The sequence below is a fragment of the Arthrobacter bussei genome (genome assembly GCF_009377195.2).
Classification (GTDB): Bacteria; Actinomycetota; Actinomycetes; order Actinomycetales; family Micrococcaceae; genus Arthrobacter_D; species Arthrobacter_D bussei.
Genome location: NZ_VJXX01000001.1, coordinates 930,740 through 953,972, shown reverse-complemented (window position 1 = coordinate 953,972; position 23,233 = coordinate 930,740). Strand labels below are relative to the sequence as shown.

Genomic DNA, 23,233 nt, shown 5'->3' with positions numbered 1-23,233 from the left:
TGGTGGCGGGGGTGCGTCCATCCTAGCCGTCGGGCCGCAAGCGCGGGCTACCTCCGTGCGCTCCAGGTGCGGGACGCGAGCGGGGCGTGCCAGCCGTAGCGCCAGGCGAGAACGCGCAGGGAGAACACGAGCGACGCCGCCAGCATGCCCGTGACGATCGTGAAGGTCCCGGTCAGGTAGAGGACGACGACGACGACGGCGCCGAGCATCGCGGGCAGTGCGTAGATGTCACGCGGGTCGAAGAGCTGGGGGATCTCGTTGGCGACGACGTCGCGCAGCAGGCCGCCGCCCACCGCGGTGGTGACGCCCAGCAGCACGGCGGAGACGGGATTGAGCCCGACATCGAGCGCCTTCACGGTGCCCGTGATGCAGAAGAGGGCGAGGCCCGCGGCGTCGAAGATCACCAGGACCCGTTTGACCCGCTCCACACCGGAGAAGACGAAGTACACGAGGACGGTCGCGAGCAACGGCGGGACCAGGTAGGCGGGATTGTTGAAGGCCGCAGGGGGGACATCGATGATGAGGTCGCGCGCCACTCCTCCGCCGAGGGAGGCCAGGGACGCCAGCAGGAGGGATCCCACGAGGTCGAACCCCTTGCGCGCCGCCAGCAGGGACCCGGAGACGGCGAAGAAGAAGACGCCGAGGAGGTCTGCGGCGAGGGCGATGTGCGACGCGGTGTCCATCTGGTCGAGCGGCTCCTTCTTTCACGATGACCGACGGGTGGGACGGACACGAGCACGGGGCGTACCGCGTGGATCCGGCGAACGACAGGACGGGCTTCACCAGCATGACAGAGGCACCCCGGCTCCGTGCACCGCACTAGGCTGGCCCCATGACGAGCGGATACGCAGCGGGTCCCGGGACGGTCGAGCCGAGCACGCAGGACGGCTCGTGGGCCATGCGGACGGCCTCGCGCCTGATCGGCCTCCTGCCGACGAAGCGGAACCTGAACGGCACCGACTGGGTCAACGCCACGTACCCCGGGCGGACCTACCCGTCCACTGCAGCGGTCCCCTGGACCTTCAAGCAGACGCACACCATCCAGGAGAAGCGGATCGACGGGGTCCGAACCATCACCGTGCGCCCCCTGCTCGGTGCGACGAGGTCGCACATCATCTATACGCACGGCGGCATCTACATCAACGAGCTCGGCCGCCCGCACTGGTGGATCATCGCCGAACTGACGAAGCGGACGGGCGCCGCGGTCACGGTCCCGCTCTACCGGCTGGCTCCGGAGAGCACCTACCGGGAGGCCTTCCCGTATCTCGTCTCCGTGTACCGGGAGGTGCTGCGGACGGCCGACCCGGTGGATGTCACCCTCATGGGGGACTCCGCCGGCGGCGGGCTGGCGGTCGCGCAGCCCTGGGCGTTCCATGAGGCAGGGCTACCTGCACCGGGGCGGATCGTCGCGTTCTCACCATGGCTCGACGTGACCGGGACCAACCCCGAGATCCCGAAGTACGACGCTGTGGACCCGATGCTGTCCGTGGCGGGCGGCGTGCAGGCCGGCCTGTGGTGGGCCGGGGGAGACGACCCGAGGTCGCCCCTCATCAGCCCCGCATGCGCCCCGGAGGAGATGCTGGCGACGGTCCCCCCGACCCGCATCTACCAGGGCACGCGTGATGTCTGCATGGCGGACGCGACGGTCTTCCGGGACCGTGCCGTCACAGCGGGCGCGGACGTCACCATGAAGGTGTACCCGGGCGGGTTCCACGTGTTCCCGGCCTTCCCCCGCCTGCCCGAGTCGAAGGAGGTCTACGCGGACATCGCCGCGTTCCTCGGCCGGCCGGCACTTCCATAACCGCAGGGCGTCCCGGAGCGGCCGGGACTTCCGTAGCCGACGGCCCCGGGGGATGGTGGGCGGCCCTCCTGAGGCAGTGGGCACTGCCGTAGCCACCGGCCCTCCGGGAGCGACCGGGACGTGATGATCCCGGAGGCGCTGCTGCCACCGGAGAATATACGGCTGCTGCCGCCGGAGGGTATACAGCTGCTGCCGCCGGGGGTGTACGGACGACGGCGCACCCGTCCGGATCGGGTCAGTCCTGGCCGGAATCCCTGGAGAGGACCCACACGTTGGTGTCACCCTGGCGTTCCACGGTCACCGTCGTGACCAGGGCACGGATCATCGACAGACCGCGACCGGACTCGTCGTAGTCCTCCAGCAGGGCGTCCTCGTCGGGCAGCGAGGGCTCGGGCAGGTCATCGAGGTCGGGCACGGGATCGTGCGGCGCGGCCCCGATCTCGCTGATCACCGCCTTCAATCGCTCCGCGGACACCGTGAGTTCGACGCCGAGATGGAGGGTGGCGCCGGGTGAGGGGACACCGTGCTGCACGACGTTGCTTGCGGATTCGATGACGGCGGTCGTGAAAGCCATCTGGTCCAGCTGGGGCACGAAGGCGGCGTCCAGCCACAGTTGGTCCAGCACGCCGTGCAGATCCTCGATCGCCTGCTCGGTGGCCGGTTCCTCGAGGACGCGTCGCGCCAGGTTGTCAGTCATTGGGGAACGCTTGCTCGGCCGTGGCGTGGGGCGTCAGCACACGGTGCATGCTGGTGAGTTCCAGCACCATGTTGACCTGCGGCTGCACGGCGGCGATCCGCAGGTCCCCACCGGACTGCCGCGCCAGTTTGAGGCAGCCGATCAGCGCTCCGAGCCCGGACGAGTCCATGAAGGTGGTCTCGGCGAGATTCACGACGATCCGCCGGCCACCGGCGCTGACGACGCCGTCGATGACCTCGCGGAGCTTCGGCGCAGCGACCATGTTGAGCCGTCCGCTCGGCGTGACCTCGGTGTAGCGGCCCTTGTCCTGCGTGCTGAATTCCATCTGTACGTCCTTCCGGCGGTGCTGTCCGTGGTGGTCGATCGTGGGGGCGCCGGCTAGGCGGGCGAGCGCTGGAGGATGACGACGGTGACGTCGTCCGCCACCTCCGGGACGTCCGCCATGTCGAGCAGGGCGGCGCAGGCCTCCTCCACCCCCGCGGAGGCGGTGACGACACCGGCGACGGCTTCCGTGAACTCCTCCACCGTCTCGTAGATGTCCAGCAGGCCGTCGCTCACGATCGCGAGTGCGTCCCCCGGCTCGAGCTGCACGGTTCCCGCCGCCCAGGTCTGGTCGGGCCACGCGCCGACGGGTGGCCCCGCCGAGGGAAGCCGCTCGGCGCTGCCGTCCGCCATGACGTGGAGGGCCAGTCCATGGCCGGCGTCCACGTACCCGACGACGCCGGTCGCGGCGTCGAGGCGCCCATGGAACAGGGTGACGAAGGAACTCGTCTGCTCGAGGTCGGCCTCGGTGGCACGGGCCGCCGTCGCGAAGGCGGTCTCGAGGTTCGGCTGTGTGGCCACCGAGCGCATGATCGCGCGCACCGTCGCCGCGACGAGGGCGGCGCCCATCCCCTTGCCCATGGCGTCCGCGACGGTGAGGTGCAGGCCGTCGGCCGTGCCGTACCAGTCGTAGAAATCGCCACCGACGCTGCGGGACGGCCTGAAGCGTCCGGCGAGCTCGTAGTCCGGGAGCGCCAGGCGGTCCCGGGGGAGCAGGTTCTGCTGGACTTCCGCGGCACGCTGGCGCTCGTCGGCGTGCGCGACGTCCGCTGCGGCCTGGCGGCTCTGGCGGCGGAACAGCGAATTGATCCGCGCCACGAGTTCGCGCGGGCTGAACGGTTTGCTGATGTAGTCGTCGGCACCGGTCTCGAGGCCCGTGAGTCGCTCGATCTCATCGGTGCGGGCGGTGATCATGAGGATGTACGCGTCGGAGAACTCGCGGACCTCTCGGCACACCTCGACACCATCGCCGTCGGGGAGGTTGAGATCGAGGGTGATGAGATCGGCCCCGGCGCGCGCCTTCTCCAGGCCTTCGCGGGCGGTGGCGGCCTCGGTCACCGTGAAACCCTCGCGCTTCAGGATCTGGACGAGCAGGCCCCGGATGTCGACGTCGTCCTCGACAACCAGTGCACGGCGGGGCTCCGGGGAGACAGTCATGGACTTCATTAAACGCTACGGCGCGCGCTGCCCGGCACGCGCGCCGGGCCTTCGCCATGTTGCTCGGGTTGTTGCGCCGATCTTGATGTGATCTTGAGGCCGGGGCCGCTCTCCGCCCTCCGAAATCGACGGTCCACCGCGCTAGTCTGTGGAGGCCGACGCGCCTGAGCGCATCGGCGCCGTCATGCCGCGACGGAATGATGCTCGACGACGCACGAGGGGAAGTGGCCGCCGGATGGACAGGGTGCTCTCCTACCTGACGCTCAATACGCGACAGTTCCACGAGTTGACCCTGCGCGCCCGGGTCGTCCTCAGTCAGCTGCCCCTCTCGCTGACCGTCATCCTGATCCTCGTCGGCGGATCCCTGTTCCACCCTGATCTGTTCGAGAGCCGGCCCTTCCTCATCGGTGTCGCTCTCCAGGCCGTCCTCCTGGCGCTGTGCTTCCTCGTGCCGTGGGACCGCCTGCCGCATGCGAGTTTCCTGATCATCCCGCTCCTGGACTTCATCCCGATCGGCCTCATGCGCTACGGCGCGGGAACGGTGATCACCGGTGTGGGGCTCCTCACCGTCTTCCCCGTGATCTGGCTGGCCGCCTCGGGGCTGTATCCCCGAGCGGCGCTCACCGCCGGTTTCCTCGCGGCGCTCGGTGTCGTCTGGGTGCCCGTGTTCGTGACGGACACCGCGGTCACCTCCCAGTCCCTGACGCAGTCCTTCCTGCTCCCGTTCATCATGCTCGCGATCGGCGTCACCATCCGGGTGATGACCGCCAGCATGATGGCGCAGCAGGACGTCGTCGAGGAGAAGGACCGGGCGCTGCAGCAGCTGCTGGAGGAGAGCGCCCGGCGCGAGCGCCTGCTCGACACCGTGGTCAACAGCGTGGACATCGGCCTCATCGCCGTCGACGAGCGCGGACGCCCACTCCTGACCAACCGCAAGCTCGAGCAGTTCCGGGCCCTCGCGGGCACGGCCTCGGACACCGCGGAGGAGGACCTCCGCATCTTCCAGCAGGACGGGACGTCCCCGATGCCGGAGAACCGGCGCCCGACGCGCCGCGCCGCCGAGGGCCAGGTGTTCTCCGACTACCTCCTCTGGTGGGGCGAACTCCCGAACCAGCGCGTGCTGTCGACGTCGTCGCGCCTGATGACCAACCAGGACGGCACACGCGAGGGATCCGTGGTGACGTTCAACGACGTGACGGAACTCGTGCGCGCCCTCAACGCCAAGGACGAGTTCGTGGCAACGGTGTCCCACGAACTGCGGACGCCGCTGACCGCCATTCGCGGATATCTCGAGTTGCTGACCGGCATACCGGACCTCGAGCCCGACGTCGCCTCCGGCCTGGAGGTGGTGTCCCGCAACTCCGAGCGCCTGCACAAGCTCGTGGTGGACCTGCTGTCCACGGCGGAGGGCACACCGGAGATCAGGCCCGTACCCACCGACTTCTCCTCCCTGGTGAGGGAGCGGGTCGGGGCGGCGCAGGAGCGCAACGGCAATCCGCTCGTCCGGTTCGAGGACCTCACCGGGCGTGACCTCGTGGCGCTCTGTGACGCACCGCGGATCGGCCAGGTCCTCGACAACCTGCTCTCGAACGCCGTCAAGTACTCTCCGGCGGGGGGGCGTGTGACGATCGCGGCGGCGGAGATCGACGGTGCGGTGGAGTGCAGCGTGACCGACGAGGGCAGCGGTATGTCGGCCGAGGAACTGCGCGGTGTGTTCTCGAAGTTCTTCCGGACCTCGGCCGCACGCAATGCGGCCATTCCGGGCGTGGGCCTGGGCCTCGCCATCTCGAAGGCGATCGTCGAGCGGCACGGCGGGACGATCAGCTGCCGGAGCGTCGAGGGCCAGGGGTCCACGTTCACCTTCCGGCTGCCGCTCGCCCGGGCCGAGCAGGACCAGGAACTGCAGGCGCAGGAGTACTAGGGCGGTGACGACCGAGGATCCCGGCCGTGAGTGTCGGGCCGCGGGTTCCGAGGATCGCCCTCGCCGGACAGGTTGAGCCCGTAGCCCGTAGCCCGTAGCCCGTAGCCCCTAGCCCGTAGCCCGTAGCCCACGGCGCTCGGGCCTCGGAATGCGGCGCTCGGGCCTCGGGCTGCGGCCCCAGGCCCGTGCCCGCGGGTCTCAGACCGCAGGGCACAGGCGAGCCCTCGGGCTTCAGGCGGCAGGACCCAGGTCGACCGTCACCGTGGTCCCGCCGCCGGGTGTCGCCGTGATGCTGATCGAGCCCTCGTGCGCCCGCGCGATCCGGGCACAGGTCGCGAGGCCGATGCCGCTGCCGGCCGGGTCGCCGTCGCGCTGGAGGCGGACGAGGGGCTCGAGGACGCGTGTACGATCCTCCCGGTCGATGCCCTTGCCGTGGTCGATGATCCGCAGGACCTGCGTCTCGCCGAGGCTCGCGACCACCTCGACGCGCGGCGGACTGCCCGGCGTCGAGTACTTGATCGCGTTGGACACGAGGTTCTGCAGCAGGGCGATGACCTGGGCTCGGTCGACGAACAGGTGGGCATCCTGCACCGTGACGAGCGCGTCGGAGGCGCTGCTCAGCGGGAGGACGTCCTGCAGGACGGCGTTCATCATGGTGGCCAGACGTACGGGCCGCCGGGTGATCGCCCCACCGATGCGCGAGAACTCCAGCACCTCCTCGACCGTGGTCAGCATGCGGCTCGCGCTACCCCGGATGATGCTGAAGTACCGTGCCGCCGGTCCCGCCGCCGGGACGTCCGTGTCCTGTTCACTCAGTTCCGTGTAGCCGAGGATCGCCGTCAGCGGATTCTTGAGGTCATGGCTGACGCGGGCCGCGAAGCCGGCCAGGTCCTCGTTGCTGCGACGCACCACCTCGAGCGCCTCGAGGAGCTGTCTGGTCTTGTACTGCAGCTCCAGGACCTCCACGACCTGACGCGCGAGGATCTCGAGGCCCTCACGCTGCTCGGGCCCGAGCGCCAGCACGCGTGGGGAGAACACGCACAGCGAGCCGAGCGCGTAGCCGGACCCGGTCAGGAGCGGCACGGAGGCGTAGGAGCGGACCTCGGCGATTCCCCCGTTGACGAAGGGGTTGTCGGCGAAGCGCGCATCAAGGGAGGCATCCGGGACTGCCGTGATGGACCCGGACGTGAAGACCTTCGAGCACATGGAGTCGTCGCGGGAGCACACCGACGCCTCCACCCCGACCGCGGCGATCTGGTGCTGCTGGTCCGCCGTGATGATGTTGATGACACCCATGTCCATCGCGCTGACGCGCACGGCCAGCTTCACGAGGTTGAGGAGTTCCGGCGGCGTCTCGTAGTCGACCTCCTGGACCGGAGCACCCCCTGCCTCGCCGTAGGGCAGCCGGTAGTCCTGCAGGACCGCCCGCCTGGCAACTTCCCGCAGGTGTGGCTCGTCGGCCTGAAGCAGTGACATGGATACCCCCGAAGACTCCTGAGACCGGTGTACGTCGCTCCAAACTATCCCATGGGTGCGGGCCGGCCGAGCGGTGCGTGACAGGTTTTCGTGCAGTCGGGCGCCGGGGATGGGTGGTCAGGGGGCTTGCTTCCGCAGCCCTCAGCCCAGCGCCCTGACCCTGAGCGCCAGGTAGAGGTGGACGCGATCGGCCGTGACCGCGGCGTCGTACCCGGTCAGGGTGACCACCTGCTGGAGCCGGTAGCGGATCGTGTTGCGGTGGAGCGCGAGGTCGGCGGCGACGGCGGCCACCGAGCCGTCGAGGTCGAGGTACCGCTGGAGCGTCGTGACGAGACCCGCCCCGTGTGCCTCGTCGAAGTCCTCGAGGGGCCTGAGGGTCTCGGCGGCGAGGTCGGCGAGGGGTACGTCGGCGCTGGACATCAGCAGCGACGTCAGGCTGAGGCGGTCGGCACGGTTGACCGCCTGCCCGCGCTGGAGGGCCTCCCGTGCCTCGAAGTAGCTCCAGCGCAGGCCCGTGGGCTGCGCGTAGGCGCCGCCGACACCGATACGGGCCGTCAGGCCGGCACCGTGCAGATACCGGCTGAGCTCCGCCGGGTCGAGCGGCGCGGGATCATGGCTCGCCGGAGCGGGCAGCACGAGGACCAGGCGCTCGTCGACAACCCCGGCCGAGACACCGTCCCAGCCGTAGGGCAGCGGCAGCGTCCTGAGGCTGCGTCGCTGCCCCGACGCCACGTCGACGATCAGCATCCCGTGCCGTGCGGTGGTGTCGATCCCCGAGCTGGCGAGCCGCGCCGCGGCCTCGGGCCCGGCGAGCGTCCCCCGCACCACGTCCTCCAGCAACTGGCCGGTCGCCGTGCGGGCGCCGGTCCGGTTGCGCGCCTGGTTGGTGAGTTCCACCGAGATGAGGCTCTGCGCGTAGTCGACGACGGCGGCGTGCGCGTAGGGCTCCGCGATCGCGAGGGTGCAGCGGTCCTTCAGGCCGGTGGCGATGGGCACGCGATGCCAGGTCGTCGGGACCGGGGAAGCCGCGTCGTCGGAGTCGGCACCTGACGCATCAGCGTCCGCAGCTCCGGCTGCGCGGTCCGCGGCGGCGGCGCGTGGTGACGCCGCCGGCGGGCGCCGGGCGCCTGTCCGTCGAGCGTCCGCGATGCGCGTCCCGTACTGGAAGAGTGCGACGTCGGTACCGAGCATCCGGGTCAGCTCGCCGAGGAGCGCTGCGAGGCCACCAGCTCCGAGGAGGGCGGACGCGAGGACGGCGTGGCCCTCGAGGAGTTCCTCGAGACCCGCGTACTGCGCGGCCGAGAGAGCATCCGCCACCTTCTTGCCAATCGCGATGAAGGGGACCTCGTAGGGGACGCTGAAGGCGGCGAGTCCGACGGCGTCCGCCTCGGCGAGCACGGCGGCGGGAATCCGCCGGTGCGTCAGGCCCACCCCGAAGCCGATCGCCAGGGCGCCGGCCTCATGCGCCCGTCGCACGAAGGCCCGTTGTGCAGCGCCCGTCTTCAGGCGGACACCGGTGGTGAGGACCACCTCGGCGCCGTTCAGGAACGGCCGGGGGTCCTCCAGTTCCGTCACCGCCACCCACTGGATGGGCTGTGCGGGTGGCCGGGCCGCTCCCTCGGCCACGAGGCCCAGTGCGGGGTCCGCGAGGAGATCGGGCAGCGTGATGGCCATGCCACCAGCGTAGGGGACAGTTGTACCTGTGCACGGCACACAGGTTTGCTTACTGTGCAACAACACGTGGCGTGGGTTACTGACCGCCGGTAGCGTTCTGCTGAAACGCGCACGTCGACCGGCACCGGCACGAGCGTGCGAAGACACCCCGTGAAAGGCGCTGCAGCGTGGCCGAGACCCTTCAGAACTACATCGACGGACACTTCGTGGTGCCCGCCGGCGCTCGTGATCAGCTCCTCGACATCGTCAACCCGACCAACGGCGAGGTCGTGGCGCAGTCGCCCGTCTCCACCCCGGCCGACGTCGACGACGCGATGCAGGCCGCCCGGCGTGCCTTCACCACCTGGAAGCGGACCACCCCGAGCCAGCGCCAGCTGATGCTGCTGAAGCTCGCCGACGCCGTCGAGGCCGCCAGCGACGAGCTCGTCGAGGCGCAGCACCGCAACACCGGGCAGGTGCGCGAGATGATCGCCGCCGAAGAGGTGGCCGTGGGCGCTGACCAGCTGCGGTTCTTCGCCGGCGCCGCGCGCATCCTCGAGGGCAAGTCCGCCGGCGAGTACATGGAGGGCCACACCTCCTACGTGCGCCGCGAGCCCATCGGCGTCGTCGCGCAGGTCGCCCCCTGGAACTATCCCTTCCTCATGGCCATCTGGAAGATCGGTCCGGCGCTCGCGGCCGGCAACACGGTGGTGCTGAAGCCCAGTGACACCACGCCCGAGTCGACCCTCGTGCTGGCACGCCTGACCCAGGGCATCCTGCCCGACGGCGTCCTGAACGTGGTGCTCGGGACCGGTGAGACCGGCGCGGCGATGATCGAGCATCCCGTGCCGGGGCTGGTGTCCATCACCGGGTCCGTCCGTGCGGGCATCGCCGTCGCCTCCAGCGCTGCGAAGGGCCTCAAGCGGGCCCACCTCGAGCTCGGCGGCAAGGCTCCCGCCGTCGTCTTCGCCGATGCGGACCTGAAGAAGACGGCGGAGGCCATCACCGAGTTCGCCTTCTTCAACGCCGGCCAGGACTGCACCGCGATCACCCGCGTGCTGGTCCAGGAGGAGGCACACGACGATCTCGTGGCCGCGATGGTCGAGCACACGGCGACCCTGCGCACGGGCAGCGCCGACGACTCCGAGAACTACTTCGGGCCGCTCAACAACATCAACCACTTCAACGCGGTCACCTCCGTCATCGAAGGCCTGCCGGCACACTGCAGCATCGCGACCGGCGGCAAGCGCGCGGGGGAGAAGGGCTACTTCTTCGAGCCCACCATCATCACCGGTGCGCGCCAGGACGATCCGGTGGTGCAGCAGGAGACCTTCGGTCCCATCCTCACCGTGCAGACCTTCGCCACCGAGGAGGAGGCGCTGGAGCTCGCCAACGGCGTGGACTACGCGCTCGCCTCCAGCGTGTGGACCACGGATCACGGCACCGCGATGCGTGTCTCCCGCGACCTCGACTTCGGCGCCGTCTGGATCAACACGCACATCATGCTCACGGCCGAGATGCCGCACGGCGGCTTCAAGAACTCCGGCTACGGCAAGGACCTCTCCATGTACGGCGTGGAGGACTACACCCGCATCAAGCACGTCATGAGCGTGCTGGACGCCTGATCGTCCCCGAGACAAAGGACCCTCCCCGATGACCATCTTCGCAACCACTCCCGGGATCACCGCCCCGAGCTTCAGGCTCGAGCAGAAGCGCCGCATCACCGGGGACTTCCCCGGCCCCCGGTCCACCGAGCTCGCCGCCCGCCGCGCGGCCGTCGTCGCCAAGGGCGTCGCCTCCGGCGTGCCCGTCTACGTGGCGGACGCCGACGGCGGGATCATCCACGACGTCGACGGCAACTCCTTCATCGATCTCGGCTCCGGCATCGCCGTGACGAGCGTCGGTGCGTCCGACCCGGCCGTGGTCGGCGCCGTCAAGGAGCAGGTGGAGCACTTCACGCACACCTGCTTCATGGTGACGCCCTACGAGGGCTACATCGCCGTCGCGGAGCAGCTGGCAGCCCTGACGCCCGGCGACTTCGAGAAGCGCACCGTCCTGTTCAACTCCGGTGCCGAGGCCGTGGAGAACGCCGTCAAGGTGGCACGCCTGGCCACCGGACGCAACGCGGTCGTCGCCTTCGACCACGCGTACCACGGCCGCACCAATCTCACGATGGCCCTCACGGCGAAGTCGATGCCGTACAAGACCGACTTCGGCCCCTTCGCGCCCGAGATCTACCGCGTGCCGATGAGCTATCCCTTCCGTGAGGAGAACCCGTCGATCACGGGCCCCGAAGCGGCGCAGCGGGCCATCACGATGATCGAGAAGCAGATCGGCGCGGAGTCGGTCGCGGCGATCATCATCGAGCCCGTGCAGGGCGAGGGTGGATTCATCGTCCCCGCCGAGGGCTTCCTGCCCGCCCTGGCGGACTGGGCGAAGGCCAACGGTGTCGTCTTCATCGCGGACGAGGTCCAGTCCGGTTTCTGCCGGACGGGCGAGTGGTTCGCCGTGAACCACGAGGGCGTGGTCCCGGACATCATCACGATGGCGAAGGGGATCGCCGGCGGCATGCCCCTGTCTGCCATCACCGGCCGGGCGGACCTGCTCGACGCCGTCCACGCCGGCGGACTCGGCGGTACCTACGGCGGTAATCCGGTGGCGTGCGCCGCTGCACTCGGCGCCATCGGGACCATGAAGGAGCAGGACCTCGCGGGCAGGGCCCGCCGCATCGAGGCGCAGGTCACCGAGCGGTTCGCCGCACTGCAGACGGATCTCGGGGACGGCAGCATCGTCGGGGAGCTGCGCGGACGCGGAGCCATGCTGGCCATCGAGTTCGTGGAGCCCGGCGGCGGTCGGATGCCCAACGCCGACGCGACGAAGGCCATCGCGGCACAGTGCCTGCGCGAGGGTGTCATCATCCTGACCTGCGGCACCTACGGGAACGTCATCCGCCTGCTGCCGCCGCTCGTCATCACCGACGAACTGCTGGCGGACGGCCTGGACGTGCTCGAACACGCCATCAGGACCGTGAACGCCGGCTGACCCGCGGCGGGTCGGGCAGCGTACGACGACGAGGGCCCTGCGGCATCGAGCTGCGGGGCCTTTTCTTCCGCCCCGGCCGTGCTCGCTCCGACAGGAGCCCGCGAGGGCAGGTCAGCATCACACGGGATCACGGGATCACGGGATCACCAGGTCGTCAGGTCACGCCGGGTCATGCCGGGTCACGCCGGGTCATGCCGGGTCACCGGGCGCACCCGGAAGCGTGATCACCAGCTTCGCCGCGGACACGCCCTCGCGCAGGGCGTCGAGTGCCGGCTGCAGATGATCCAGTCCCTCGCCCAGGATCCGCGGCGCCGGTGCGGGCGTGTACGTCCCGGCAGCAAGGGCCGCAGGCAGGAACTGCTCCCACAGCATGGGCCCCACGGCATTGTGGTGGAGCGAACTTCCCCAGACGAACGCGGCCCGCACGCCGTGCAGGCGGGCCCGCACCTGCAGGATCGCGGTGCGCGCCGCGAGCTGCAGCAAGATCCGGGCGCGGAGCAGGTGTGCTCCGCGCGCCCTCGGCAGTGACTCCAGCGCCACCGACGGACTTGTGAGAGCCACGCGCCCGGTGCCGGTGAGGAGGGCCAGGGACACGCAGGCCTCGCCCGATCCGGTTCCGACGGCGAGGATCCCGGCGACGTGACGACCCTCGAGCGACGCGGCAAGATCCCGGACTGCGGATGCACTGGACCGATCGACGACGATGTCGGCACCGAGGTCCCGCAGTCGATCATGGTTGTGGGACGACCCCGTGGTCGCGACGCGGTATCCGGCGGCTGCGGCGAGCTGGAGCGCGTTGCTACCCACGCTGGTCGATCCGCCCCATACGACGACCCACGACGGATCCGCCCGCGCCTCATCCGCCCGGGACTGCTCGACACCCGATGGATCGCCGGCCACGCGGGGACCGGTCGGTGGACGCAGACCCAGGTGGTCATCCTGGAAGAGAGCCGTGGCAGCGGTCGACACGGCCAGCGGCAGGACGACGGCGTCCTCGAAGGCGAGGGAGTCCGGCAGGGGTGCGGCCAGTGCGGCGTCGACCGCTGTGTAGAGCTGGAAGCCGCCCTCCGCCAGATGATCCCGCCCCTTCTCCATGCCCAGCGCATAGGCCATGACGCGATCGCCGGCGACGAAGCGCGTGACTCCCGCCCCGACCTCGACCACCTCTCCCGCCACATCCTCTCCGAGGACGGCCGGGTAGGGGAGCCATCGGTACATCACCTTGCCTGTCGTCTGCTTGATCAGATCGAGCGGGTTGACGGCGATGGCGCGGTTGCGCAGGATCAGCTGGCCCGGACGGGCTGCGGGGAAGGGGACCGGCCGTACCTCCAGATCCCCGAAGGCGTCGGTGAGCAGTGCGGCTGCGTTGGTGTACATGAATCTCCCGAATAGAAGACCGTGATGACACGGCATGCCATCAGAGTACGACAGGATGGCATGCCGTGTCATCGAGTACGGTGGAGCCATGAGCAGATGGGCCCCCGATGCCGCACTCCGCCTGGAACGGGCCGCCATCGAACTGTTCACGGTCCAGGGGTACGCCGCCACCTCCGTCCCGCAGATCGCCGCCCGCGCGGGGCTCACCACGCGAACCTTCTTCCGCCACTTCCCGGACAAGCGCGACGTCCTCTTCCTGCGCGAGCGGGAGCTCCCCGGCGTCGTCGCGGCGCTGGTCGCCGGCGCTCCTGCCTTCCTGTCCCCGCTGGGTCTCGTGATGCACGGTTTCGAGGCGATGGCGACGGGGCCCTTCGAGGGCTGGCGTGAGGACATCCGATCCCGGCGCGCCATCATCGAGTCCGACCAGGGCCTCCGTGAGCGGGAACTGCTCAAGAACGTCCTGCTCGGGGAGGTGATCAGCGAAGCACTCGAGCGGCACGGGGTGGCCGGCGACGAGGCCCGCATGGTGGCGCGCTACGGCGTCACGGTGTTCGAGCTCGCCCTGACCGACTGGCTGCAGGCCGACGGTTCCGCCTTCGTGGACGTCCTGCACTCCACCGCATACCGGATGGGGCGACTCGTCCGGCCCGCGCGCCAGGGGGAGTAGGGCACCAGGACCGGATGGCTCTTCAGGGCGGGTGGAGCGTCAGGACGAGTAGGCCGCCAGCTGTGCGCGCAGGCCCGTGATCATGCCATCGAGCCCGAGGTGGAAGGCGGCGTCGGCCGCACTGTCCGCGTCCCCCGTCACCGACGCGCTGTGGACCGCGGCGGTGAATACGGGGAAGCGATCGCCCAGCGACCCGGAGTCGAAGATGTCCCGCGGTGCGGCGACGTCGAGCGCCGACCCGTAGATGAAGGACTCGAGGGCCACGATCGTCGGCACGATGCGCTCCTCGGGCCACCCGCCGGCCAGGAAGCCGCGCGCCACTTCCTCGTACATCCCCAGCGTCCCGGCGGCGTCCGTCACCGGCATCACCGCGATGACCGGCACCAGGGGGGCGTGCCGCGCGAAGACCTCCCGGTAGGACCATGCCCACTGCCGCACGGCGTCGTCCCACGCCTCACGCGAGAAGGCGCTGACATCCACCATGGTCATGACGTGGTCCTGCACCCACCCGAGGACCTCCTGTTTGGAGCCGGCATGGTTGTACAGGGCGGAGGGGGCCACCCGCAGCCTCCGGGCGAGCCCCGACATGGTCAGGCCCTCGTAGCCCTCGGCGGCGATGAGGTCGAGGGCCGCCGCGGTGATGCGGTCCTTCGACAGGACGCTGCGGGGCGGCCGGCCGGCTCGTCGGGGCTCGGGGGAGGGTGCTGTCATGGCTCCTGCCTTCGTGTTGCGTCCTGATTAACTCTAGGCCCGCTCCCTTCCCTCGAGGGCGACCTCTGGCTATAGTAGTGCGGAATAATGAATGCCGTTCATTTTGTGGCCCGCGTCATGCAGGGCCGGGAGGATCACATGCAGACCATCGAGCGCGACGTCGTCATCATCGGGGCAGGCCCCTCCGGCCTGACCGCGGCACGGGAGCTGAGGAAGGCCGGCCACAGCGTCGCCGTCCTCGAAGCGAGGGACCGTGTGGGAGGCCGGACCCATACCGACATCGTGGAGGGCGCGGTGCTGGAGGTGGGTGGCCAGTGGGTCTCCCCCGACCAGACCGCCCTGATCGGGCTCCTCGACGAGCTCGGGATGTCGACCTTCCCCCGGTACAGGGACGGTGACTCCGTCTACATCGGGCCCGACGGCGCGCCCGTCCGCTACTCCGGGGAGATGTTCCCCGTGGACGAGTACACGGGGGAGGAGATGCAGCGGCTGATCGACCTCCTCGACCGCCTCGTGGCGGAGGCCGGTCCGGAGGCGCCGTGGAACCACCCGGACGCGCGTGCACTGGACACCATCTCGTTCCACCACTGGCTCCGGCAGCAGTCCGACGACGAGGAGGCATGCGACAACATCGGCCTCTTCATCGCCGGTGGCATGCTCACCAAACCCGCGCACTCCTTCTCGACACTGCAGGCCATCCTCATGGCCGCGACCGCGGGGTCGTTCTCCAACCTGGTGGACGAGGACTTCATCCTCGACCGGCGGGTGGTGGGCGGCATGCAGTCCGTCTCGGAGCGTATGGCGGCGGACCTCGGGGAGGACGTGATCCTCTCGAGCCCCGTGCGGACCCTGCGCTGGAGCGGCATCGACGGGGTCGACGGCGTCACGGTGGTCTCGGACACGACGACGGTGCACGCGCGCTACGCCGTCGTCGCCGTCCCACCCAACCTGTACTCGCGCATCAGCTACGAGCCGCCGCTGCCGCGCCGCCAGCACCAGATGCACCAGCACCAGTCGCTCGGCCTGGTCATCAAGGTGCACGCCGTCTATACCACCCCGTTCTGGCGCGAGGAGGGGCTCTCCGGCACCGGCTTCAGCGCCGGGTCGATCGTGCAGGAGGTCTACGACAACTCCAACCACGAGGACCCCCGCGGCACGCTCGTCGGATTCATCTCCGACGAGAAGGCGGACGCGATGTTCGAGCTCCCCCCGCACGAGCGGCGCGAGCGCATCCTGTCCTCGATCGCCGGATTCCTCGGGCCGCAGGCGCTGGAGCCCGAGGTGTACTACGAGTCCGACTGGGCGTCCGAGGAATGGACGCGCGGAGCGTACGCCTCCAGCTACGACCTCGGTGGGCTCCACCGCTACGGCCGGGACCAGCGCACGCCCGTCGGTCCCATCCACTGGTCCTGCTCGGACATCGCGGCGGAGGGCTACCAGCACGTGGACGGGGCCATCCGCATGGGTCAGCGGACCGCGACCGCGATCCACCTCGAGCTGTCCTCCGGCCTGCAGTCCACCGGCACCGCGCAGGGGGCCTGAGCATGCGCTACATCGTCGGCTACACCGCCGACGAGCGCGGGCACGACGCCGTCTGCCTCGCGGTCGCGCTCGCCCGGCGGCAGGACGCCGACCTGGACCTCGTCCTCGTCACGCCCGAGCACTCCGTCTACGCGGGGACGTACCCGCCGGACCAGGGCTTCGACACCCTGCTCTCGGAGCAGATGCGCGAGTGGATGGACCAGGGGCTGGCCCTGGTCCCCGACGACGTGACGGCCCGCGGCGTCGTCATCCGGGCCGAGTCCAATGCCGAAGGACTCATCCGCGCCGCCGAGGACACCGAGGCGTCACTGATCGTGATCGGTGCGAGCTCCCGGGGCCTGGCCGCCCGGTTCAGCGTGGGCAACGTGGCGCGCGGTCTCCTGCACGCCGCGCCGGTCCCGGTCGCGCTCGCGCCGAGGGGCTACCGCCGCACCGAGCCCGTGACACGCCTGACCTGCGCCGTCGGTCGGCGTGCAGGGGCCGACGACGTCATCTCCGTCGCCGTGTCCTCCGTGGAACGCCGTGGCCTTCCGCTCCGCCTCGTGTCCCTGGTGGCCCTCGACTCCGGGCAACCCGATGCCGCGGGCGCCGAGGACGAGGCGAACCGGCGGCTCGCGGAGGCGGCGTCGTCGCTCGCGGCCGGTGGCCGGGTGAGCGTCGAGACGGCGCTCGGGTCCTCCATCGAGGAGGCCGTCGAGGCGATGGCCTGGGACGAGGGGGAGGTGCTGCTGGTCGGCTCGAGCCGCCTCGCGCAGCACATGCGCCTCTTCCTCGGATCCACGGCCAACAAGATCCTGCGTACGCTGACCATCCCCATGGTCGTCGTCCCGCGTACGTATGCAACGCCCGGCACCACCTCCGGCCCGGGCACCTTATCCACAGAGGCGGATGCATGAGTATCGACGAGACAACACAAAGGGGAACCGGGCTCAGCAGGAAGGGCCTCGACTCGGGCACGGTGGGCCTGCTGGGCGCCGTGGTCATCGGGGTGTCCTGCGTGGCACCCGCCTACACGCTCACGGCGGCACTCGGTCCCACCGTCGCCGAGGTCGGCGTGAACCTGCCGGCCATCTTCCTGGTCGGGTTCATCCCGATGCTGCTCGTGGCACTCGGCTACCGGGAGCTGAACAGCGCCATGCCGGACTCCGGCACCTCCTTCACGTGGGCCACCCGCGCCTTCGGTCCCTGGGTGGGCTGGATGGGAGGCTGGGGACTGATCGCGGCCACCGTGATCGTGCTCTCCAACCTCGCGGCCGTCGCCGTGGACTTCTTCTACCTGATGCTCTCGCAGCTCCTCAACGACCCCTCGATCGCCGCGCTGACCCTGGACCTCCCGGTGAACATCGCGACGACGCTCGTGTTCATCGCGCTCGCCTGCTACGTCTCCTACCGGGGCATGGAGGCCACCAAGACCGTCCAGTACGTCCTCGTCACGTTCCAGCTCGTGGTCCTGGCCTGGTTCGCCATCGCGGCCTTCGTCCACGTGGCCAACGGCACGGCGTTCGACGCGACGAGCATCAGCGCCGAGTGGTTCAACCCGTTCGCCGTCGGGTCCTTCTCGGCCTTCGCCGCGGGTGTCTCGCTCTCCATCTTCATCTACTGGGGCTGGGACGTGACGCTGACCATGAACGAGGAGACCACCAACCCGAAGAAGACGCCAGGACGCGCCGGCGCCCTCACCGTCGTCGTGATCGTGGTCATCTACCTCACGGTCGCCCTCGCCACCCTCGCCTTCGCGGGCGTGGGCGACGGCGAGCTGGGAGCCGGCAATCCCGACAACCAGGAGAGCATCTTCGCCACGCTGGCCGGGCCGGTGATGGGGCCGTTCGCCATCCTGATGTCCATGGCCGTCCTCAGCTCCTCGGCCGCCTCCCTGCAGTCCACCTTCGTCTCCCCGGCGCGCACTCTGCTCGCCATGGGCCACTACAAGGCCCTGCCGAAGGGCTACGGACGCATCAGTCCGGCCCACAAGTCACCGAGCTACGCCACGGTGGCTGCCGCCGTCGCCGCCGCCGGCTTCTACGTGTTCACCCGGCTCGTGTCCGAGAACGCGCTCTGGGACACCATCACCGCCCTCGGCCTGATGATCTGCTTCTACTACGGCATCACGGCGCTGGCCTGCGTCTGGTACTTCCGGGCCCAGGCGTTCTCGAGCGCACGCAACGTGCTCTTCCGCTTCCTGGCCCCGCTGCTCGGCGGCGTGATCCTGCTGGTCATGTTCGTCAAGACGGCCGTGGACTCCATGGATCCCGCCTACGGCTCCGGGTCGGAGCTCTTCGGGATCGGGATGGTGTTCATCCTGGGCATCGGCGTGATCCTCCTCGGCGCCGTCCTGATGCTCGTGTGGTCGCGGATCAACCCGGCGTTCTTCCGCCAGGAGGTACTGGTCCAGGGCGCTGCGACCCGGGAGGAGTAGCAGTGGTGGGCGTCCTTCGGGAGGCGCCCGGCCACCCGGCAGGCGCTGCGCTAGAGTGAACCGATCCGGTGCGGCGCCTGCCGTCCGCGCCGCCCCCGCACCGTACACACCGAGGAGACCCCGCCGTGCGCTACGTCGTTGGCTACACCGAGAATGACCGCGGGCAGGACGCCCTCGAACTGGCCACCTCGCTGGCCCTGACGCAGTCGGCGGGCATCGACCTCGTGACAGTGCTCGACTGGCCGCAGGACGGCAGTTCCGCTCCCGGGGGGCGCCGGGCACAGGAGGCGCTGGACCGTGCGAAGGACAGCGTGCCCGACGGCGTCGAGGTCACCACGCGCGTGCGCCTCGCGGATTCCTTCGCGCAGGGCCTCCTCGAGGCGGCGGACGACGTCGACGCCGGGTTGATCGTCATCGGCGCTTCCAGCAACGGACTCCTCCGGCGGTTCACCGTGGGCAGCGTCGCGAACGCGGTGCTCCACAGTTCGAAGGTCCCCGTGGCGCTGGCCCCGCGCGGGTACAGGCACCGGGCCACCTTCACCCGCATGACGTGCGCGGTCGGTGACCGTCCGGGAGCGGAGGGCGCCATCGACGTCGCCATCGAGTCGGCCGCGCGCCGGGGACTCCCGCTCAGGCTCGTCTCCCTCGTGGCCCTCGACGTCCAGGAGTCGTCCGATTCGGGTGAGGCCATCAACCAGGCGCACCAGCATGCCCACTCGGTCCTGGCGCGCGCCGTCGGGCAGTTGCCGGACGGGCACGAGACGTCGATCATCGTGGCGCACGGCCGCACGATCGAGCAGGCCATCGACGGCATCGAGTGGGATCCGGGGGAGCTGGTCATCGTCGGTTCGAGCCGCCTTGCCCAGCACCGGCAGATCTTCCTCGGCGCGACGGCCAACAAGATGCTGCGGGCGCTGCCGGTGCCCATGGTCGTCGTGCCGCGCGACTGGGTGCGCACTCCGCGCTGACCACCTCGTCCGGCAGGGCGCGGGCATCGGTACCGGCGCGACCGGACCGTCCTCCCCGCTGAATTGAGGCAGTCCGGCCCCGGCGTACGGGCGAGTTGTCCCGCCCGAGGTCGCGGGCGTCCGTCCCCGCCGGGAAGGATCGGCCGCCCCGCTGCCGCGCTGTGCTGTATCGGAGCAGGACGGTCGGAGTGAGTCATCCGGGGTAATGCTCGCCCGGGGCATTCCGCCGCGCGCGGCCGCTGCCTAGGATTCGGCCATGGATGGAGGCGTGGATCCGACGGTCCCGGGGTCGCGGGACTCCGTGCTCGACGGCGTCCAGGAGAGGGCGGCGACGATGTGCCGCAGCGAGCAGCTCGTCTGCTGGTCGCTGGCGCGGGGGATCGACCCGGCGATGGAGCCCGCGGCCTACAGCGTGCTCTCGGCGTCCAGGACACTCGGCCCCTGCCGTGTCACCGATCTGGCCGCGGTGCTGGGCATGAGCCTGCCGGCCGTGAGCGGTCACGTCGCGGTGCTCGTGCGGCTCGGGCTCGTGGAGCGGAGTGCGCCGGTCGACGACGAACGGTCCCGCCCGGTCAGGCTGACCGCCGAGGGTGTGCGGCGCGTCGACGCGGCTCGTGCCGTGCGGCGGCGGTCCTTCCGCCGTCAGCTCGAAGGGTGGGAACCGGCCGACGTCGTCGAGCTCGCAGGCCTGCTGTCCCGCTTCAACGATGCCTACCTCACGGCAGAGCTCCCCGTTCCGGTCACCGGCACGTCCGGCAGTGACGTCAGCTCGAGGGGTAGCCGCGATCGTCGTCGGCCTGGTGTCTCGCCGGAGGGTTCCGGATGAGGACGGGCAGGCCGGAACGGGCGGCGGGGGGTGTCAGGACGCCGTCGCCGGTTCCGGCACCCTGGCAGGCCTGGGCTGCCGCCGCACGGTGCGGAGCATGTCGATGGTCAGCAGGATGAGCCCCACCCAGACGAGGCTGAAACCGACCCAGCGTTCGAAGGGCATCTCCTCGTGCAGCACCAGCAGTGCCAGCAGGAACTGCAGCACGGGCGCCAGGTACTGCAGGAGGCCGATGGTCGTGAGCGGAAGCCGACGCGCTGCTGCACCGAAGAAGATCAGCGGTACCGCGGTGATCACACCGGAGGCCGCCATGATCCAGAGGTGGCCGGCACCCTCGGTGAGCAGGGTGGCCTCCCCCCTCGAGGCGAGCCACAGCATGACGCCGGCAGCGATGGGTGTGAGGACCAGGGTCTCGATGCTCAGGCTCGAGACCGCGTCCACGCGGGACCCCACACGCTTCTTCATGAATCCGTAGAGGCCGAAGGAGAAGGCGAGGGTGAGGGCGATCCAGGGCACCGAGCCGTATCCGATCGCCAGCACCACCACGGCCAGGACGCCCATGCCGATGGCGGTCCACTGCAGGGGCCTGAGCTTCTCCCGCAGCACGAAGACGCCCAGGAGCACCGACACGATCGGGTTGATGAAGTAGCCGAGCGAGGCTTCGATGGCCTGCCCGGAGGTGACGCCGTAGGTGTAGACGAACCAGTTCACGGCGATCAGGAGCGCAGCGACCGCGAGCGTACCCGAGATCTGCGGCGTGCGGAGCGCAGTGAGGACCGGGCGCCAGGAGCGCAGCGCCGTGAGCAGGAGGGCGCAGAAGATCAGGGACCACAGCACGCGGTTGGCGACGATCTCGATGGGACCGGCGGGCGCGAGGATCAGGAAGTAGAGCGGAAGGAGGCCCCACAGGCCGTAGGCACCGATACCGAAGAGGATGCCGACGGAGTTCTCGCTCCTCGGCTGACGACCGCTCACAGCACCTGTTCCGCTCACGAGGTCCGCAACGGGTTGCGCCAGGCCTTTATTCCCCTGCATCCGGGGGCGTCCGCCGAGGACCTGGTGCTCGCCCGAGGAGATCCGCGCCACTCATGGACCCTCTCCAGGCCACGGCCATTTAGAATAGGGAACTGTGCGCTTATTCCGCACCACGGCATCCAGCAGGAGCTCCTCCATCGGGAAGAAGGCAATTCAGTGTCTACCTCAGCTGCGGCACGACCGCTGCGGGTCGCGATCATCGGCGCCGGTCCGGCAGGCGTCTACGCCGCCGACATCCTGACGAAGTCGAACGAGGTGCAGGGCGGCGACTTCGCAGTGAGCATCGACCTGTTCGACCAGTACCCCGCACCGTACGGTCTGATCCGCTACGGGGTTGCCCCTGACCACCCGCGCATCAAGGGGATCGTCAACGCCCTGCACAAGGTGCTGGACCGAGGCGACATCCGCTTCCTCGGCAACATCAACTACGGCAGGGACCTCACCCTGTCCGACTTCCGCCGTTTCTACGACGCCGTCATCTTCGCCACCGGCGCCATCCGCGATGCGGACCTGACCATCCCCGGGGTCGACCTCGACGGCTCGTTCGGCGGTGCGGACTTCGTCTCCTGGTACGACGGACACCCTGACGTGAGCCGCGACTGGCCGCTCGAGGCGAAGGAGATCGCCGTCATCGGCAACGGCAACGTGGCCCTCGACGTCGCGCGCATCCTGTCGAAGCACGCCGACGACCTCCTCTCCACCGAGATCCCCGAGAACGTCTATCAGGGTCTGAAGGCATCGCCTGTCACGGACGTGCACGTGTTCGGCCGCCGCGGACCGGCGCAGGTCAAGTTCACGCCCCTGGAACTGCGCGAACTCTCGCACTCGCGCGACGTCGACATCATCCTCTACCCCGAGGACTTCGACTTCGACGCGGGCTCGGAGCAGCAGATCGCCACCAACAACCAGACCAAGACGATGGTGAAGACACTCACCAACTGGCTGGTCGAGGACGAGCCGACCGGCGCGTCCCGGCGGCTGCACCTCCACTTCCTGCACTCTCCGGTCGAGATCCACGACTCCATGGAGACGCCCGGGAAGGTGGCCGGCATGAGGTTCGAGCGCACCGAGCTGACCGGGGACGGCAACGTCCGCGGCACCGGCGAGATCATCGACTACCCGGTGCAGGCCGTCTACCGCGCCATCGGGTACTTCGGTTCCGAGCTGCCCGAGGTCGGCTTCGACGACAAGCGCGGCGTCATCCCCAACGAGGGCGGCCGCGTGATCGACGAGAGCGGAGCGCCGGTACCCGGCATCTATGCCACGGGGTGGATCAAGCGCGGGCCCGTGGGCCTCATCGGGCACACCAAGGGCGATGCCCTCGAGACGATCGGCTTCCTGCTCGAGGACCGGCTGAACCTGCCGCCCGCCGAGGATCCGTCGGAGGACGCCATCATCACGCTCCTCGAGGAGCGCGGCGTCCGCTACACCACGTGGGACGGGTGGCTGAAGCTCGACGCCCACGAGATGAAGCTCGGCTCCAACTTCGTCAACACGTCGGGCAACGCGGAAGTCGTCAGGGAGCGCGTGAAACTGGTGCCCCGCGAGGACATGGTGGCCATTTCCCGCGGTGAGTAGTCCCGCTACACTGTGACCTGTCCCACGCCCCACGGGGGACAGGT

Annotated in this window: 20 protein-coding genes; 11 read left to right on the top strand and 9 right to left on the bottom strand. The window is 69.8% G+C overall.

All coding sequences use genetic code 11. From position 1 onward, the window contains the following. Positions 1-47 precede the first annotated feature (47 nt). Positions 48-683 (bottom strand): trimeric intracellular cation channel family protein, encoded by a 636-nt coding sequence (locus tag FNH21_RS04480; protein ID WP_152812580.1) that lies wholly within the window; start codon positions 681-683, stop codon positions 48-50. Positions 684-832: 149 nt separating this feature from the next. Between FNH21_RS04480 and FNH21_RS04475 the strand changes: the two genes are divergently transcribed. Then, positions 833-1,801: an alpha/beta hydrolase gene (locus tag FNH21_RS04475; protein ID WP_152812578.1), complete on the top strand. Its 969-nt coding sequence runs from the start codon at positions 833-835 to the stop codon at positions 1,799-1,801. A 235-nt stretch (positions 1,802-2,036) separates the two neighbouring features. Here FNH21_RS04475 and FNH21_RS04470 read toward each other — a convergent pair whose 3' ends face one another. Genes FNH21_RS04470 through FNH21_RS04460 form a run of 3 tightly spaced genes read right to left on the bottom strand, consistent with a single transcriptional unit; the run spans position 2,037 to position 3,977 of the window. Beyond that, positions 2,037-2,498 carry an ATP-binding protein gene (locus tag FNH21_RS04470; RefSeq protein WP_152812576.1) on the bottom strand — a complete coding sequence of 154 codons (462 nt, stop codon included), beginning with the start codon at positions 2,496-2,498 and terminating at the stop codon, positions 2,037-2,039. After that, the gene (locus FNH21_RS04465) at positions 2,491-2,823 is read right to left on the bottom strand and encodes an STAS domain-containing protein (RefSeq protein WP_055767755.1); all 333 of its coding nucleotides are present in this window, start codon (positions 2,821-2,823) and stop codon (positions 2,491-2,493) included. The genes FNH21_RS04470 and FNH21_RS04465 overlap by 8 nt, the downstream gene beginning before the upstream one ends. A 53-nt stretch (positions 2,824-2,876) precedes the next feature. Next, entirely contained in the window at positions 2,877-3,977 is a 1,101-nt protein-coding gene (locus FNH21_RS04460) for a PP2C family protein-serine/threonine phosphatase (protein WP_152812574.1), read from the bottom strand. 235 nt (positions 3,978-4,212) lie between these two features. Here FNH21_RS04460 and FNH21_RS04455 point away from each other — a divergent pair, with 235 nt between their 5' ends. Continuing rightward, positions 4,213-5,898 (top strand): ATP-binding protein, encoded by a 1,686-nt coding sequence (locus FNH21_RS04455; RefSeq protein WP_152812572.1) that lies wholly within the window; start codon positions 4,213-4,215, stop codon positions 5,896-5,898. A 231-nt stretch (positions 5,899-6,129) separates the two neighbouring features. Here FNH21_RS04455 and FNH21_RS04450 read toward each other — a convergent pair whose 3' ends face one another. Continuing rightward, positions 6,130-7,374 carry a sensor histidine kinase gene (locus tag FNH21_RS04450; protein WP_152812570.1) on the bottom strand — a complete coding sequence of 415 codons (1,245 nt, stop codon included), beginning with the start codon at positions 7,372-7,374 and terminating at the stop codon, positions 6,130-6,132. Positions 7,375-7,515: 141 nt separating this feature from the next. Further along, a complete protein-coding gene (locus tag FNH21_RS04445) occupies positions 7,516-9,048 on the bottom strand; it encodes a PucR family transcriptional regulator (RefSeq protein ID WP_152812568.1) in 1,533 nt (510 codons plus the stop codon). A gap of 167 nt (positions 9,049-9,215) precedes the next feature. Here FNH21_RS04445 and FNH21_RS04440 point away from each other — a divergent pair, with 167 nt between their 5' ends. Both FNH21_RS04440 and gabT read left to right on the top strand, forming a co-directional pair. Next, the gene (locus FNH21_RS04440) at positions 9,216-10,652 is read left to right on the top strand and encodes a gamma-aminobutyraldehyde dehydrogenase (RefSeq protein ID WP_055767768.1); all 1,437 of its coding nucleotides are present in this window, start codon (positions 9,216-9,218) and stop codon (positions 10,650-10,652) included. Positions 10,653-10,680: 28 nt separating this feature from the next. Then, complete coding sequence (gene gabT / locus FNH21_RS04435) at positions 10,681-12,069, top strand: 4-aminobutyrate--2-oxoglutarate transaminase (protein WP_152812565.1); 1,389 nt, start codon at positions 10,681-10,683, stop codon at positions 12,067-12,069. A 189-nt stretch (positions 12,070-12,258) separates the two neighbouring features. Here gabT and FNH21_RS04430 read toward each other — a convergent pair whose 3' ends face one another. Next, entirely contained in the window at positions 12,259-13,446 is a 1,188-nt protein-coding gene (locus FNH21_RS04430; RefSeq protein WP_152812563.1) for a zinc-binding alcohol dehydrogenase family protein, read from the bottom strand. 88 nt (positions 13,447-13,534) lie between these two features. Between FNH21_RS04430 and FNH21_RS04425 the strand changes: the two genes are divergently transcribed. After that, entirely contained in the window at positions 13,535-14,113 is a 579-nt protein-coding gene (locus tag FNH21_RS04425) for a TetR/AcrR family transcriptional regulator (RefSeq protein ID WP_191931607.1), read from the top strand. Between the two features lie 39 nt (positions 14,114-14,152). Here the strand turns inward: FNH21_RS04425 and FNH21_RS04420 are convergent, their stop codons facing one another. After that, positions 14,153-14,824, bottom strand: coding sequence for a TetR/AcrR family transcriptional regulator (locus FNH21_RS04420; protein WP_152812560.1), 672 nt, complete (start codon positions 14,822-14,824; stop codon positions 14,153-14,155). 138 nt (positions 14,825-14,962) lie between these two features. Here FNH21_RS04420 and FNH21_RS04415 point away from each other — a divergent pair, with 138 nt between their 5' ends. From FNH21_RS04415 to FNH21_RS04395, 5 genes are all read left to right on the top strand, one after another. Next, positions 14,963-16,366 carry a flavin monoamine oxidase family protein gene (locus FNH21_RS04415; RefSeq protein WP_241742726.1) on the top strand — a complete coding sequence of 468 codons (1,404 nt, stop codon included), beginning with the start codon at positions 14,963-14,965 and terminating at the stop codon, positions 16,364-16,366. 2 nt (positions 16,367-16,368) lie between these two features. After that, on the top strand, positions 16,369-17,262 hold the full coding sequence (locus FNH21_RS04410; RefSeq protein ID WP_152812556.1) for a universal stress protein: 894 nt from the start codon (positions 16,369-16,371) through the stop codon (positions 17,260-17,262). Further along, entirely contained in the window at positions 17,259-18,782 is a 1,524-nt protein-coding gene (locus FNH21_RS04405) for an APC family permease (RefSeq protein WP_152812554.1), read from the top strand. The genes FNH21_RS04410 and FNH21_RS04405 overlap by 4 nt, the downstream gene beginning before the upstream one ends. 125 nt (positions 18,783-18,907) lie before the next feature. Continuing rightward, complete coding sequence (locus FNH21_RS04400; protein WP_191931606.1) at positions 18,908-19,750, top strand: universal stress protein; 843 nt, start codon at positions 18,908-18,910, stop codon at positions 19,748-19,750. Positions 19,751-20,006: 256 nt separating this feature from the next. After that, positions 20,007-20,576: a MarR family winged helix-turn-helix transcriptional regulator gene (locus tag FNH21_RS04395; RefSeq protein WP_152812552.1), complete on the top strand. Its 570-nt coding sequence runs from the start codon at positions 20,007-20,009 to the stop codon at positions 20,574-20,576. Positions 20,577-20,609: 33 nt separating this feature from the next. Here the strand turns inward: FNH21_RS04395 and rarD are convergent, their stop codons facing one another. Next, positions 20,610-21,611: an EamA family transporter RarD gene (gene rarD, locus FNH21_RS04390; RefSeq protein ID WP_152813988.1), complete on the bottom strand. Its 1,002-nt coding sequence runs from the start codon at positions 21,609-21,611 to the stop codon at positions 20,610-20,612. 156 nt (positions 21,612-21,767) lie between these two features. On the opposite strand from rarD, the gene FNH21_RS04385 reads away from it, so the two are divergent. Further along, a complete protein-coding gene (locus FNH21_RS04385) occupies positions 21,768-23,189 on the top strand; it encodes an FAD-dependent oxidoreductase (protein ID WP_191931605.1) in 1,422 nt (473 codons plus the stop codon). Positions 23,190-23,233: the final 44 nt, after the last annotated feature.